Genomic DNA, 13,614 nt, shown 5'->3' on the forward strand with positions numbered 1-13,614 from the left:
CATACATAATGAACCTGACAAAAAAACGCTTATCCCAATCAGCTCTTATGCCCCAAGGGCATAAGTTTCGTTTGATCAGACAAGCTGCTCAACTCAGCTTTATCGGTTTAGCTGCTATTGCTTTACCTTTTGGAGCCCAAGCGGCCTCCGATACAACCAAAAACATGCATCAACTCTATGAAGACAATTGCGCCAGTTGCCACGGCTCCGATCATGGCGGATTTATCGCGCCGGGCCTGAATTCCGAATCGCTGAAAGGCCGCAGTCCTACCGCTTTACGCAGCCTGATCATGACCGGAAGTTTCGATACGTTAATGCCTCCGTTCTACGGCCGTTTATCGGATGACGACATTCGCGGCTTGGTTAAGCATTTACAAACCACGCCTAAACAGGCCAATCCATCCTGGACCATTGACGACATCAAGGCGTCGATCAAAGTCTATGTCAAGGACGAAAGCACGCTGCCCGCAAAGCCCACCTATCAAGTCAACAGCATGGACGACGTTATCGGCGTGGCGGCTCGCGGCAAATACGGCCGTGGTTCAGGCTCAAAAGCCGTGTTCATCAACAGCATTACGCATAAACAAATCGGCGAAATTCCGACAGGCACCGCCGCGCATATCATCGACTACAACCCCGCCAACCCGCGCTGGGCTTATGTAAAAACCGATACGGCTGAAATTTTCAAAGTCGATTTATACTCGATGCAAGCCGTGCGTAGCGTTAAAACCGGATTTAACGGACCGGGATTGGGCGTTTCCCGCGACGGCAAATACATCATGGCCGGCTCTTATGTGCCGCATAACGCCGTCATCCTGAATGCCGACACGTTGGAACCGCTTAAAACCTTCGAACTGGAAGGCGTCGATCCGGACGGCAAAATGGTTTCCTCCGATTCCGGCATGATTATCGGCTCGCCGATGGACGATATTTTCGCGATTGCGCTGGAAAACGCCGGCCAGGTTTGGGTCGTCGATTTAAAAGAAGGATTCCCGGTTACCAAAATCGAAAAAGTCGGCCGCCATTTGCATGACGCATTCCTGACCCATGGCGGCAGTAAATTGATGGTTGCCGCTTATGATGACAATATCGTCACTGCGATAGATTTAAAAGACCGTAAAATCATCAAGAAATTGGATGCCGGCTGCGTACCGCATGTAGGCGGCGGCGCGGCGGTTGAAGTCGACGGCCGCACGCTGGGCTTCGGCACCAACTTCGGCGACTGCGATAAAACCGTGGTCAGCGTTTGGGACTTGGACAAAATGGAAGTTGTCAAGCAAGTTCCGGTTGCCGGCGGTACCGAATCGCCTGCCGCCCACGCGAACGCCCCTTACGTTGCGGTTGACATTATTTCCAAGGACCGCCGCGCCCGCACGATCCAGCTTATCGACAAGAAGACCCTGGAAGTGGTCAAGACGCTGGATGTGGGTGGACACGCGTACTTCCCTGAATACAGCGCCGACGGCAAATTCCTGTATGTCAGCGCCGGCTATAACGGGGACGAAGTCGTTGTTTACGATTCCAACTCACTGGAAAAAGTTGCTTCCGTACCTATGGAAAGTCCTGCCGGTATCTTCTCACACGGCCGCGTCAGATACATGACCCGCGGACTTTCTCCTGATGAAATCAAAGGAGCGAAATAATGAGACTGGCTATTTACTCGGGCTTGTTATTGTTGGGCCTGGCTTCCGTCCAAAGCGCCGACGCGGCCAGCATTTACGCAGGAGAAGCCAAAGCGGCCGCAGTTTGCTCGCAATGCCACGGCATCCGCATGCCGTCGGCCGACGCGCCTTTTCCGCCGTTGGCCGGGCGCGACCAGGAATACCTGAAAACCGCGCTGAAGCAATACCGGGATAAAACCCGCAAATCCGATATTATGAATGCCATCGCCGGTTCGTTAAGCGATGACGACATCAACAATATCGCGTCGTATTACGCCAAACTGAAGCCGTAATGAAAAAACTGCCGCTATTGACGTTAGTGATTGCCGGCACCCTGACTCAAACCGGTCTGGCCGGCGAGCCTTCGCCCGAGCGGCAGATCGCACTCCGCAACATGCTGAACCATGATTGCGGAGCCTGTCACGGCTTGACGCTAAAAGGCGGCCTGGGCCCTAGCCTGTTGCCCGACGCTTTAGCCGGAAAACCGGATGATTATTTAATCACGACCATTCTCGAAGGACGCCCCGGCACCGCAATGCCGCCGTGGCAGCCGTTCATGAACCGGGACGAAGCGGCTTGGCTGGTTGGAATTTTGCGCAAGCCAAAATTGTAGGTCGAACTAAGGCACGGAGCCCAACGCGTCAAGCGGGCAAATGTTGAGTTTCCTGACGTCAGCCGAACCTACAACACTCAGTTTAACGTTAACACCGGTTGAAACCGGCGTTAACAATACCGACTTGGATATAAAGGTACACATTGGAATTCACGTTGCAGTCTCGTTTGGGTTGGAAATCTTCGCTTCTATGTTTAGTGCAATATCAGCCACTACAGAGGTAATTATGGAAAACTCAATCGCTATGTTCATTCAAGTAGTTAGCATGTGTTTGGTGCGGAATCGCGTTCCTGCGGAGTCTGGTGAGAGAAAATTCCAACCCATACGAAAGATTAATGTGCTTTTAAATGTTGCAGCCTACCAAGAGAGAACGCTGGAGGTTCGATTCCTCCTCTCCGCACCAAATTTCTACGATGGTTACAGAGAGCGTACCCTACGAAACTTACCGTTCTATCTCGTGGGAGCAATACAAATTAGATTAGCCTCGTAGGCCGGAATAAGACCGATAACATGATCCGGTTCATTACCTGACATTAATATTTTTATGAAAAAACTACTCCCTTTTTTAGCCTTGCTAATCTCTGTCAACGCCGCCGCCGACCCACGCGCCACCGGCGACCTCGGCGTCGTCATCGAACGCGAAAACGGCAACGCGCTGATCGTCAACACAACCGAGCACAAGCGCTTGGCCAAAATCGAAAAACTCGGCGATTTATCCCATGCCTCGGTAGTTTTCTCGCACGACGAACGCTATGCCTACGTGTTCGGCCGCGACGGCGGCTTGACTAAAATCGACCTGCTGAAAGACGCGATAGACAAACGCATTATTCAGGCCGGCAACAGCATCGGCGGCGCGATTTCCCAGGACGGCAAGCTGATCGCCGTGTCCAACTATACGCCCGGCGGCGTCAAAGTTTTCTCGGCCGACACATTGGAACTGGTCGCCGACATTCCGGCCGATTATGGCTCAGGACAACGCTCGAAAGTGGTCGGCCTAGTCGACGCCCCCGGACAACGCTTTGTGTTCAGCCTGTTCGATGCCGGCGAAATCTGGATCGCCGATATGAAAAATCCGAAAGCGCCGGTTCTTAAAAAATTCAAGGACACCGGCAAACAGCCTTACGACGCGCTGGTATCGCCGGACGGGCGCTATTACATCGCCGGTTTGTTTGGTGAGCCGGGACTGGCGCTGCTCGATTTATGGAATCCCGAAGCCGGTGTCAAGCATATCCTGTCCGAATTCGGCAAGGACGACGACAAACTGCCGGTTTATAAAATGCCGCATTTCGAAGGCTGGTCGGTCGCCGGCGACTACGTGTTCGCTCCGGCGATAGGCCAGCATAAAGTACTGGTCATCGACAAGAACACCTGGGACCTGCACGGTACGATAGACGTCGCGGGGCAACCTGTTTTCGTGATGGCCCGGCCCGACGCTCGGCAAATCTGGGTCAACTTCGCGTTCCCGGACAATAACCAGGTGCAGGTCATCGACGCCAAAGACCTGTCGATCGTCAAAACACTGTCGCCGGGCAAAGGCGTATTGCATATGGAATTCACGCCGCGCGGCGAACAAGTCTGGCTCGCGCTCCGGGACGACGACAGCCTGGCCGTGTACGACACCGAAACCTTACAGGAAATTGCCCGCCTGCCTGCGAGCAAACCCAACGGCATTTTCTTTAGCTCGCGAGCGCACCGAATCGGGTTGTAAATTTATTTACCACGAAATATCTCGTTTGATTAAATTAATCTTCGTGCTCTCGGTGTTCTTCGTGGCTAATATTTAATTCACATTTTCCAATGCTGACGAACTTACATAAACAACTGCTCAACGACTACCAGCACGACTTCCCGCTGTCGCCCAGACCGTACCGGGACATCGCCGACGCGCTGGGCGTTACCGAAGACGACGTGTTGACGGCATTTGCCGAGCTGAGCGACAACCACTTGATCAGCCGCATCGGCCCTGTGATTCCGCCGAATCATATCGGCGTCAGCGCGCTGGTCGCGATGGCGGTGCCGGAAGCCGAACTGCAAACCGTCGCCGATAAAGTCAGCGCCCACCCCGAAGTCAACCACAATTACGAACGCGAACACCGGATCAATCTGTGGTTTGTCGTCATCGCCTCCGATAACGAACACTTGCAGACCGTGATCGAGGACATAGAGCAGGAAACCTCGTACCCGGCAATGCAACTGCCGATGCTGAACGATTTTTTCATCGATTTGGGCTTTAAGCTGGACCTAACCGATGCTTGACGAGCAAGACCGCCAACTGCTGAGCCATATCCAACTGGGTCTGCCTATTTGCGCCCGGCCCTATGCCGAAATCGGCCGCCGTTGCGGCATGAACGAAGCCGAAGTGATCGCGCGCCTAACGCGGCTTAAACAACAAGGTTTGATCAAACGCATGGGCGTTATCGTCAAACACCGTCAACTCGGATACCGTGCAAACGCGATGATCGTCTGGAACGTGCCGGACCATTTGGTCAAGCAACTGGGCGGCCATATCAGCCGGTTTCCGTTCGTAACGCTGTGCTACCAACGCCCCCGGCAGCCGGAATGGCCGTATAACCTGTATTGCATGATACACGGCAAAGACAGGGACACCGTTTTAAGCCAATTGAACCAATTGACCGAAGCCTGCGGTTTAAACGGTTTCGATAGAGAAATCCTGTTCAGCCGCCGCTGCTTCAAACAGCGCGGCGCAATTTACCAATCACCTGCCCCGGCTTTAACCGATGGATGACATAGACAAACGCATCATCAACACCTTGCAAGACGGCTTCCCGATTTGCGACGCACCCTATCGGCAAGTTGCCGAGCAATTGGGCTTGACCGAAAACGATCTGATCGCCCGGCTGCAAGCACTGCTGAACAACGGCACGCTGACCCGCTTCGGCCCGCTGTACAACGCCGAACAAATGGGCGGCGCGCTAACGCTGGCGGCTATCAAAGCGCCGGCGGAGCACTTCGACGAAATCGCCGACATCGTCAACAGCTTTCCCGAAGTGGCCCATAATTACGCACGCAACCACGAGCTAAGTATGTGGTTCGTCATCGCGACCGAAACGCAGGAACAAGCCCAGCAAACTATTGACGCCATCGAGCACCAGACCGGCCAGACCGTCTACAACATGCCGAAGAAAAAAGAATATTTCGTCAACCTGAAACTGGAAGCCTGACCATGCTCGACGACATAGACCGCAAAATCATCCAGGCGACCCAAGCCGGCCTGCCGCTGACGCCCCAGCCCTATCAAGCCGTCGCCGAACAACTGGGCTTGAGCGCCGACGAAGTCATGCAACGGCTGTCGGCGATGCAGCAAAGCGCCATTATCCGCCGCATCGGCGCGGTGCCGAACCACTACAAACTGGGTTATCGCTATAACGGCATGACGGTTTGGAACATCGCGGATGAAATCATCGACGAAATAGGGCAACAAGTCGGGCAACTGGAATTCGTCAGCCATTGCTACCACCGCCCCCGGCATTTGCCCGAATGGCCGTACAACCTGTTTGCGATGGTACACGGCAAAAGCCAGCAAGAAGTCGATAGCCAAATCCAACAAATTAAAGATTTGCTGGGCGACAAAAACTTAGGCAGCGACGTTTTGTACAGCACCCGGATTTTGAAAAAAACCGGTTTTCGCTCGGGCGGCCCGTCAACCGCCCAAAACGATTCGTAAAATATCGAATCCATACTTGCAAACCCTACTCCGCTTGGGTAGCATCGCCCAACCCCACTGATCAACCCGTTATCGATAGGAAACCGCCATGTTCAGACTAAGCCACTACATGCGGGAGCTGATAGAGCCGACCCCATTAAAACCGGCGCGCAAACCGGCGGCGCCGGTAGTGATCTGGAATTTAATCCGCCGCTGCAACTTGACCTGTAAACACTGCTACACGACCTCGACCGACATCAATTTCCCGAATGAGTTAAGCACCGAGGAGATTTATACGGTTATGGACGACCTGAAAGCGTTCAAGGTGCCTGTATTGATCCTGTCCGGCGGCGAACCGCTGCTGCGTCCCGATATTTTCGCGATCTCCCGCCGGGCCAAAGACATGGGCTTTTACGTCGCGCTATCGACCAACGGCACGAAAATATCCGAACAGAATATCGATGAAATCGCAGCCATCGATTATCAATATATCGGCGTCAGCTTGGACGGCATTAAGGATACCCACGACCAGTTCCGCCGGGTCAAAGGTTCGTTCGACCAAGCGCTGCACGGCATCCGCCTCTGCCTGAATAAAGGCATCAAAGTCGGCCTGCGCTTTACCTTAACCCAGGACAACGCCCAGGACTTCCCGGCCCTGCTCCAGTTAATGGACGACAACAACATCGACAAGTTCTACCTGTCGCATTTGAATTACGGCGGCCGCGGCAATAAAAACCGCAAAGCCGACGCCCACTTTGCGATGACGCGGGACGCGATGGATTTAATGTTCTCAACTTGCTACGACTGGCTCAAAGCCGGCAAGGAGCGGGAATTCGTGACCGGCAATAACGATGCCGACGCGGTTTATTTCCTGCATTGGGTTGCCAAGCATTTCCCGGATAGAGCCGGACACATCAAAGCCAAACTGGAACAATGGGGCGGCAATGCGTCCGGCGTCAACGTCGCCAATATCGACAACCTGGGCAATGTTCACCCGGACACGTTCTGGTGGCATTACGAACTGGGCAATGTCAAAGAGCGTCCTTTTTCCGAAATATGGATGGATACCAGCGATCCGCTGATGGCAGGCCTGAAGCAACAACCCAGGCCGCTGGAAGGCCGTTGCGGACGCTGCCGCTACCAGGCGATTTGCAACGGCAATACCCGCGTCAGGGCCGAGCAAACCACCGGTAATTTTTGGGCCGAAGACCCGGGCTGCTATTTGACCGATGCGGAAATAGCTTAATTGTTCATCATTATTTTCAAATAGCTGAAAGTGGAGCAGATGTTAAAAAAATCAGTTTGGCCCGCCCCGTATCAAACCGGGACGAAACGCCAAAACGAGTATCTGTAACGTCAATGCGTAAAACGTCAAGAACACATTCAACACCTCGTCCGATTCAGCTTTCTTAGTGCTATTTTTAGAAAGGTGCCACGCTATCAATAGACATCACAGAGTTATTGTCACTTTTTAATTTAATTTTCCACGTACTATTGTTTGCAAAAACTTCGGGTAAATTTGCTATTGACGTCAGAGGGAAGTACTCCGCGTAGTTGGTATGAATGACTCCGGGTATTGGTAAAATTCCAGAAATTTGAAAGCGATAATCGCCAATGTTGGTAAGCTCTACATAATATACCTGGCCATTAACGACTATATCTTTAATAAACAAAATCGACTGTTGATCGTCATAAACAACAGGTGCTTGTTGGGCTTGAATTAAAGGGTCAATCGGTTTTAAAACATTGGCGCAGGTTGACGCTGTCAATAAATCAATGCTGGTAATAGTTAATCCGTCTTGACCGAGTACGGCTGACTTCGAAGCCTCCCTAAATCCCGCCGCAACTGCTTTTACATAGTAATTACCTGGAGTGACCGGTATTGAAAACGCGCCAAATTTATCGGTTAGTGTAGAGGAGTTAAGCACACCTACGATAGAAACGTCGGCGCCACTTATGCCTCTGTGATCGCAACTGCTCAGTATTGTGCCTTTAATAATGCCGCGTTGCGGTGCATCAGTTAAAAATACCCGGATTTGGTATGCGTAATCCGTTGCTTCTCCTTTTTGCTCGACAGTCGAACTTTTTAAAGTATTCGATACGCTATTAGTTACCTTAATACGATAAAAATCGCTCTTAGGCGCTGTCCAGATGATTTGAATACTTTGTCCATTACCTTTTGTATTAGTTTGGTTAACTAATAACTTACCGGCGGAGTCATATAGCGACAACGAGGGATTAATCGACTTCCCAACGGAAGCGCCAGGAATATCAATCGTATAACTTTGACCGGCTTTGGCATAAAACTCAAACCAGTTTTCAGAGTTGAGGCCGGATAAAATTTGAAATAAAGGTTGATCGTTAATCAGGATAGGAATGGCTTTATCGGCAGAATTGTTCAGTGCAAAACTATTGGCTGCAATCAGTGTAGATGGTTGGGTGATTTTAGTTGCGGCTGTGGCAATAACAGTGCTTGATACGGTAGTCGATTGCCCGTTGCCGTTATCTACAGTCAGATTTACGGTATAGTTGCCGGCGTTTTGATAGGAATGTTGAACATTAGTACCCTCACCGGTTTTACCATCGCCGAAGTTCCATGAGAAAATCAAATTATCCGCTGAATTACTGCTGCTGCCGGATGCGGTAAAGTCAATTTCAAGTGGGGTTGACGCCGACTTTGTATAGTAAGTAAAACTAGCTCTAATTTTAGAAACAACAATGACGGTAGCACTAGCCGTGTTGCCCTTGCCGATAGCATTAGTTGCAGTAACGGAATATGACGTAGTCACTGATGGCGTTACTGTACAGGAAAAGGAAGTAGCGCCTTCGCACGTTCCTCCCGTCCAGCTATAGGACGCATAACCTTCAGTTCCTGTACAGGAAGGTGTCAAGGTGACGCTGTCGCCTGCGGAAACAGAAGATGGTTGTGCATTTAGCGAGCATGAGGGAAGAAGTGTCGGAACAACAAAGTCTGGGACAACAGTGTCCGCACTATAACCAGTTGAAATATAAGCTGATGCTTGCAATTCAGTACGCCAATCCGGTGTAAGAATTGCTAAGACTCCAGAGGCTAAAGCGAGTGCCATAATCGGAAATTTTTCAATTTTAATTAATTTCATACTGACTATTCTCATAGGTTGAAAGAATGCTAATAATGCCGGATAGGAGAAATAGCATCACTACAACCCATTGGCGTAGAAACGTTAATTCAAAAACGGCAGAGACACAATAGCTGGTGAGACTGGCTAATATACAAACGGCATAAATATAAATATTACCTGATTCGATTTTTAATGTGCGCCATGCAACTAAGAATAAAGTAGTAAGCAGCCCAATCAAGCTAGTTAAGCCCGCCATACCTTGCTCAGCCAGTAATTCCAGATACAGATTATGCGGCCATGGTATTAATCGCTGATCTATGGGTAGCCAAGAAGGTAATTTAATAGTTTGTAGATAAGATTGGTAAAACAGCACAAAACTGTGCGGACCATGACCTAAGAACGGTGTATCCAAAAACATTCGCCAAGCGGCAATCCAAAGCGCAAAACGAGTATCGGCAACCCTCCCATGTTTAGCGATTAGCGGAAACCCCATTAATCCGTCTACAATGAGTAGAGAAATTATTATTCCACATCCTAATAACAGAGCATATCTTGGCTTTAAGATAGCCGCGATAATGATGGTTGAAACCAGTTCTGCAATAAGAGCCGCTCTGCTTTGGAATATAACTATTGTTAGTAAGCCAAGAAGAATCGATAACATTAACAATGCGGCAACAGCGGACATAAGGCTTGTTCTCTGCAACAACAATGCTATGGAAAACGGCATGAGCAGAGCGATAAAAATAATATCATTAGGCACAATAAAAATTGGACTTCCTAAAGACCTCACCCAAGCAATTGGCTCTTGTTGTGGATTGCACAAGGCGATCCAAAGTAATATTATTGAAAAACAGAGACCTACAAGTGTTAATACCCAATAGAGATTATGTAAATCGCGCATATCAAAATACTGTGCAAGCAGCATAAAAATTAGCAAGGAGGGAATAAACATCAGGCTCATACGCCAACTTCTCGTAATGTCATCGGATGTTGCCATTGATACCAAGCCCACAAGAAGAAACAAACCTAAGGCTATCACTACCGGCTGTTTCCATTGGACACTATCTCTCGAAACCGATATTAGCCCTGTCAAAGCCAATATTATGAGAGGAACATCCTGTTGTAACCGGAAGCAGAATCCAATGATATAAAAACAAACTCCAAGACAAGCTATCGACGCACCATAACGCTCATTTTTCATCAAAAGTACAGTCATTATCCCCCCTAACCGTTGCAGATTTTTATACTTCGCGCGGCCATAAATTTGATGCCTTTTAAACTTTTTATAATTCTTGTCGATGGAATGAGAAATGGCTTTAAACCTATAGCTGTTATTTTATAGCAACATCACTTTTCCGGTCCATTGACTAACAAAATCAAATTTAGCTTAGATATTCATGCCAAATTATAGATTTAACACACTCCCCCAAAACGAAGTTATCCTTCCCTCAACGTTATTAAGCAAAATAGAGTTAATCCACTTTTAAAGATAACAGACTAACAATCTCCTTACCTTCCCTTATTGGATCTATCGCGGTATCCAATATGAAAACCCGCTCATTAGGAATGCCGCCTTTTTGCACAATATAGCGCGCAATCGCTTGCGCTCTTTCCGCCGCTAAATTTTTTAGCCGCTGCTCTTCCGGCTTAATGATCGCCGATAACTTATCCTTGGCAACCGCATAAAACTCGTCGGTATTCGTATCGGCTTTGCTGCCTACCAATCGTAGCGTACCCAGCAACGTTTTTTCCACCATCACCGGAAACTTTTCCGCAAACAGCTGTTCCATCAAACGCCTGTAATCCTGATCGGAAATGACCACATATTCCGGCTGGATTTTTCTGCCGCCCTGCTGATTGATTTCGGCGGCTTTTATCCTTTTAAGCTGATCGTATAACGCGTCGTCGCTAACCGCCGGCCAGTCCTGCTCCTGAAAAGCTGCGCCTTTGATCTCAAGTTTTAACTCCGAGCGGGTTTTTAGCGCTTTTACCAGATCGTCCAGCTTACCGATCTGCTGCTTATCCAATTCCGCGCTACCGGCAGGAAAACTGATCGTGCTTAAATCCTCTTCGCTACCTATTAACGAAGCCAATGCATGAAAAGGCGAAGTAATCACCCTGCTTATCGCATTAACCAATGCATCGGTAATAAGGTGGGTAATGCTGAATTTGGGGTCTTCCAAGCTACCGGTAATCGGTACGTGCATTCTTATTTTGCCGTCGGAATCCTTCATCAGAGCTACCGCAAGTTTCAACGGCAACGATACCGCATTCGGATTTTCGACTTTTTCTCCCAACTCGAAACGGTCGATCAAAATATTATTCGATGCGGTCAATACCCTATCGGCAACTTTATAATTCAGTTCCAAAGACATTTTGCCTTTCTCCACTTTATATCCGGCAAACTGCACCATATAAGATGAGATCAACGGCATCGGCATTCCGGTAAAGTTTATTTGAACGTTGTAATACCCCTGATTGGGATTGATTTCGCCTTTGACATCGACCGGAGCCAAATCATAGGCATTGCCTTTCAAATCGACTTTTATCGTGGATTTTCGCTCCGAGGAAATATCGCTAACGCCGCCATCCAGGCTTTTGACTTGCGCGGCAAACGGCAAAATCAGGGAAAGGTCGGAAAAATCGGAAGAACCGTCGGTAATTTGTATTCTGCCCAATCTAAATTTAGGTTTTTGCGCTTCGGGCTCAGCGCTTTTATAAGTTCCGGTTTCTCGCTTGTTCGGTTCGGCAAACATAATGTCATTAAAGTTGATGGTCTTATCTTTTTTAATAACAACTCTGACATAAGGTTTATCAATTACTAATGTTTCAGCATTGTATTGGTTGGCCGATAAATCCGCATCAATGCCGCTAAGCGCCAGACTCCCCCACTTTATAAAATCCTTGTTCTTCACTTGGTCGCGGGTTAAAAAATCGACAACTTTAGTATTACCGGCGAACTTAATTGCCGGCTTATCTTGTACTGATTTAATAACCGAGACGTTGCCAGAGACAGCCACTTTCCCGTCAATCACATCCAGCCGCGCGAATTTGTCGACATAAGCCTGAAAATTTTCAAGCTCGACACCTTCCACATTAACCGCGACCTGTGCGGATAAAGGCTGGACAACGGCATTACCGTCAAGTTTTATCAAACCGCTCTTGTTGAATCCAGTGCTGAACTGAAAAGGCAGGCTGGCACCGGCCTTGTTGCTGAAGTTTGTGAGCTTAAAATCGATAGGTTTGGCCGTCATGGTGACGGGCTTTTTCAGGGTCCGATCTTCAAAACTAAGGCCGCCGTTGTTCAGTACAATGTTGTCGATATTGACCGTCCATGGCGCTTGCTGGGCTGGCTCGTCAGAACTGTCAGCTGTTTTTGCAACCGGCAATAAAGATTCATAGTTCAAAGTGCCTTCGGGATTTAGCCATGCTTTAAAATCAGCGTCATTCGCTGCAACTGATTTAATCGTCAGCTCATGGTTTTGCAGATTAAAAACGATTCCTTGAACAGACAGTTTGGGCATTGTAACTAAGGCCTTATGACCAGAGGGCATAAGTTTCGTTTGAGCAGACAAGCTGTTCAACTCAGCTTTATCCAGCGCTGTTGCTGAAACCTGTAAATCGTGTAGTTCAAACTTGCCTTGACTGACGTTAACGTTGAATTTGTTATCGACATAAGTGGCTTCATAATCGGCTTCAAGCTGTTCGTAGCCCTGCAAATCCAGGTTTACAAGATCCTGCAAGGCTAATGACCGAATTCTGGACAGCTTTACATTATCCAGTTTGATATGTCCCGATGAAGACATCGGCTTAAGACCGGCCAGGCCCTGCCATTCCAGCTTGCCGCCGGATTTTAATTCCATCGACAATCCCAGGCTGAGTTGCTTATCCGCCAGAGTAGTAAGATTTTCAATCGTGGCATTTATCGGGTAAATGGTCTCTTGTTCGGGATTGGTAAAATACGCATCTTCCCAATCGAGCTTTCCTTCGGCCAGTAAAAGTTTGACAATGTTTAGCGGAAAAGTCTTACTGCTATCCTGTTTAGCTGCGTTGTTATTGCTAAACAAGTCTTTAAAGTTGAATGCGCCCTGTTTATCCCGGGCAATACGAATAACCGGCTTACTGAGCACTACCTTATCAATAACAAGCGCCTTTTGGCTGAAGGATTGCAAGCCGTTAACGTCGACAAAAAAATCATCAAACCCTACAAACAGTTGACCGTTACGCTCTTGAAGCTGAAAGCCCTGTAAATTTAACCGTAATGAAAATGGATCGAAGCGAACCGTTGCAACAGAGGCGTTCCTGCCTGTTTCCTGTAGGATCAGTGCCGGCAATTTTGACTTGACCAGCGTCGGCAACAAATAAAACCCTAGCATCGTATAAATGCCTAGAAGACTGCCCACGATAAGAGCAGCTATTTTGAATTTAGCGCCTATATGTAGAATCTTCATAGAGTCCGTCCCTTAGTTCATTGTGTTTACAAACATAGAAGTTACGCATTGACCGCTGGTTAATATTGTGGATTGAGCTGGTCTTTGCCCGGCATAAAGCCGGTGATGAACGTGGCGATAACCT

The 13,614-nt window shown here is 48.7% G+C and carries 13 protein-coding genes; 9 read left to right on the top strand and 4 right to left on the bottom strand.

The features are described from left to right. Positions 1-8 precede the first annotated feature (8 nt). From EKO24_RS02585 to EKO24_RS02595, 3 genes are read left to right on the top strand one after another with little or no spacing between them, the layout of a single operon-like run. Positions 9-1,643, top strand: a complete 1,635-nt coding sequence (locus EKO24_RS02585) for a cytochrome D1 domain-containing protein (protein WP_127030357.1) — start codon at positions 9-11, stop codon at positions 1,641-1,643. Further along, entirely contained in the window at positions 1,643-1,954 is a 312-nt protein-coding gene (locus tag EKO24_RS02590; protein WP_127030358.1) for a c-type cytochrome, read from the top strand. The genes EKO24_RS02585 and EKO24_RS02590 overlap by 1 nt, the downstream gene beginning before the upstream one ends. Continuing rightward, positions 1,954-2,274 carry a c-type cytochrome gene (locus tag EKO24_RS02595; protein ID WP_127030359.1) on the top strand — a complete coding sequence of 107 codons (321 nt, stop codon included), beginning with the start codon at positions 1,954-1,956 and terminating at the stop codon, positions 2,272-2,274. Before EKO24_RS02590 ends, EKO24_RS02595 begins: the two co-directional genes overlap by 1 nt. Positions 2,275-2,280: 6 nt before the next feature. On the opposite strand, the gene EKO24_RS22270 is transcribed toward EKO24_RS02595, so the two are convergent. Beyond that, positions 2,281-2,418 carry a hypothetical protein gene (locus EKO24_RS22270; protein ID WP_154671568.1) on the bottom strand — a complete coding sequence of 46 codons (138 nt, stop codon included), beginning with the start codon at positions 2,416-2,418 and terminating at the stop codon, positions 2,281-2,283. Positions 2,419-2,818: 400 nt separating this feature from the next. Between EKO24_RS22270 and EKO24_RS02600 the strand changes: the two genes are divergently transcribed. From EKO24_RS02600 to nirJ, 6 genes are all read left to right on the top strand, one after another. Beyond that, a complete protein-coding gene (locus EKO24_RS02600) occupies positions 2,819-3,982 on the top strand; it encodes a cytochrome D1 domain-containing protein (RefSeq protein ID WP_143733143.1) in 1,164 nt (387 codons plus the stop codon). 89 nt (positions 3,983-4,071) lie between these two features. Further along, positions 4,072-4,530 carry an Lrp/AsnC family transcriptional regulator gene (locus EKO24_RS02605; protein ID WP_127030361.1) on the top strand — a complete coding sequence of 153 codons (459 nt, stop codon included), beginning with the start codon at positions 4,072-4,074 and terminating at the stop codon, positions 4,528-4,530. Continuing rightward, positions 4,523-5,020: a siroheme decarboxylase subunit beta gene (gene ahbB / locus EKO24_RS02610; protein ID WP_127030362.1), complete on the top strand. Its 498-nt coding sequence runs from the start codon at positions 4,523-4,525 to the stop codon at positions 5,018-5,020. The genes EKO24_RS02605 and ahbB (EKO24_RS02610) overlap by 8 nt, the downstream gene beginning before the upstream one ends. Further along, positions 5,013-5,456 carry an Lrp/AsnC family transcriptional regulator gene (locus EKO24_RS02615; RefSeq protein ID WP_127030363.1) on the top strand — a complete coding sequence of 148 codons (444 nt, stop codon included), beginning with the start codon at positions 5,013-5,015 and terminating at the stop codon, positions 5,454-5,456. Before ahbB (EKO24_RS02610) ends, EKO24_RS02615 begins: the two co-directional genes overlap by 8 nt. 2 nt (positions 5,457-5,458) lie before the next feature. Beyond that, positions 5,459-5,959: a siroheme decarboxylase subunit beta gene (gene ahbB, locus EKO24_RS02620; protein WP_127030364.1), complete on the top strand. Its 501-nt coding sequence runs from the start codon at positions 5,459-5,461 to the stop codon at positions 5,957-5,959. Between the two features lie 88 nt (positions 5,960-6,047). After that, the gene (gene nirJ, locus EKO24_RS02625; RefSeq protein ID WP_127030365.1) at positions 6,048-7,184 is read left to right on the top strand and encodes a heme d1 biosynthesis radical SAM protein NirJ; all 1,137 of its coding nucleotides are present in this window, start codon (positions 6,048-6,050) and stop codon (positions 7,182-7,184) included. A 175-nt stretch (positions 7,185-7,359) separates the two neighbouring features. On the opposite strand, the gene EKO24_RS02630 is transcribed toward nirJ, so the two are convergent. The 3 genes from EKO24_RS02630 to EKO24_RS02640 all read right to left on the bottom strand — a co-directional run bounded on the left by EKO24_RS02630 (position 7,360) and on the right by EKO24_RS02640 (position 13,490). After that, positions 7,360-9,057, bottom strand: coding sequence for a PKD domain-containing protein (locus EKO24_RS02630; protein WP_161990551.1), 1,698 nt, complete (start codon positions 9,055-9,057; stop codon positions 7,360-7,362). Further along, the gene (locus tag EKO24_RS02635; RefSeq protein WP_127030367.1) at positions 9,044-10,255 is read right to left on the bottom strand and encodes an O-antigen ligase family protein; all 1,212 of its coding nucleotides are present in this window, start codon (positions 10,253-10,255) and stop codon (positions 9,044-9,046) included. Before EKO24_RS02635 ends, EKO24_RS02630 begins: the two co-directional genes overlap by 14 nt. A gap of 256 nt (positions 10,256-10,511) precedes the next feature. Next, a complete protein-coding gene (locus EKO24_RS02640; protein WP_127030368.1) occupies positions 10,512-13,490 on the bottom strand; it encodes a DUF748 domain-containing protein in 2,979 nt (992 codons plus the stop codon). Between the last annotated feature and the right edge of the window lie 124 nt (positions 13,491-13,614).

Source organism: Candidatus Methylobacter oryzae (assembly GCF_003994235.2).
Lineage (GTDB): Bacteria > Pseudomonadota > Gammaproteobacteria > Methylococcales > Methylomonadaceae > Methylobacter_A > Methylobacter_A oryzae.

What these genes read in the sequence shown, in the direction of transcription:
- EKO24_RS02585 (WP_127030357.1), top strand. Translation starts at nt 9, where the DNA reads ATGAACCTGACAAAAAAACGCTTATCCCAATCAGCTCTTATGCCCCAA.
- EKO24_RS02590 (WP_127030358.1), top strand. Translation starts at nt 1,643, where the DNA reads ATGAGACTGGCTATTTACTCGGGCTTGTTATTGTTGGGCCTGGCTTCC.
- EKO24_RS02595 (WP_127030359.1), top strand. Translation starts at nt 1,954, where the DNA reads ATGAAAAAACTGCCGCTATTGACGTTAGTGATTGCCGGCACCCTGACT.
- EKO24_RS22270 (WP_154671568.1), bottom strand. Translation starts at nt 2,418, where the DNA reads ATGTGTACCTTTATATCCAAGTCGGTATTGTTAACGCCGGTTTCAACC.
- EKO24_RS02600 (WP_143733143.1), top strand. Translation starts at nt 2,819, where the DNA reads ATGAAAAAACTACTCCCTTTTTTAGCCTTGCTAATCTCTGTCAACGCC.
- EKO24_RS02605 (WP_127030361.1), top strand. Translation starts at nt 4,072, where the DNA reads ATGCTGACGAACTTACATAAACAACTGCTCAACGACTACCAGCACGAC.
- ahbB (WP_127030362.1), top strand. Translation starts at nt 4,523, where the DNA reads ATGCTTGACGAGCAAGACCGCCAACTGCTGAGCCATATCCAACTGGGT.
- EKO24_RS02615 (WP_127030363.1), top strand. Translation starts at nt 5,013, where the DNA reads ATGGATGACATAGACAAACGCATCATCAACACCTTGCAAGACGGCTTC.
- ahbB (WP_127030364.1), top strand. Translation starts at nt 5,459, where the DNA reads ATGCTCGACGACATAGACCGCAAAATCATCCAGGCGACCCAAGCCGGC.
- nirJ (WP_127030365.1), top strand. Translation starts at nt 6,048, where the DNA reads ATGTTCAGACTAAGCCACTACATGCGGGAGCTGATAGAGCCGACCCCA.
- EKO24_RS02630 (WP_161990551.1), bottom strand. Translation starts at nt 9,057, where the DNA reads ATGAAATTAATTAAAATTGAAAAATTTCCGATTATGGCACTCGCTTTA.
- EKO24_RS02635 (WP_127030367.1), bottom strand. Translation starts at nt 10,255, where the DNA reads ATGACTGTACTTTTGATGAAAAATGAGCGTTATGGTGCGTCGATAGCT.
- EKO24_RS02640 (WP_127030368.1), bottom strand. Translation starts at nt 13,490, where the DNA reads ATGAAGATTCTACATATAGGCGCTAAATTCAAAATAGCTGCTCTTATC.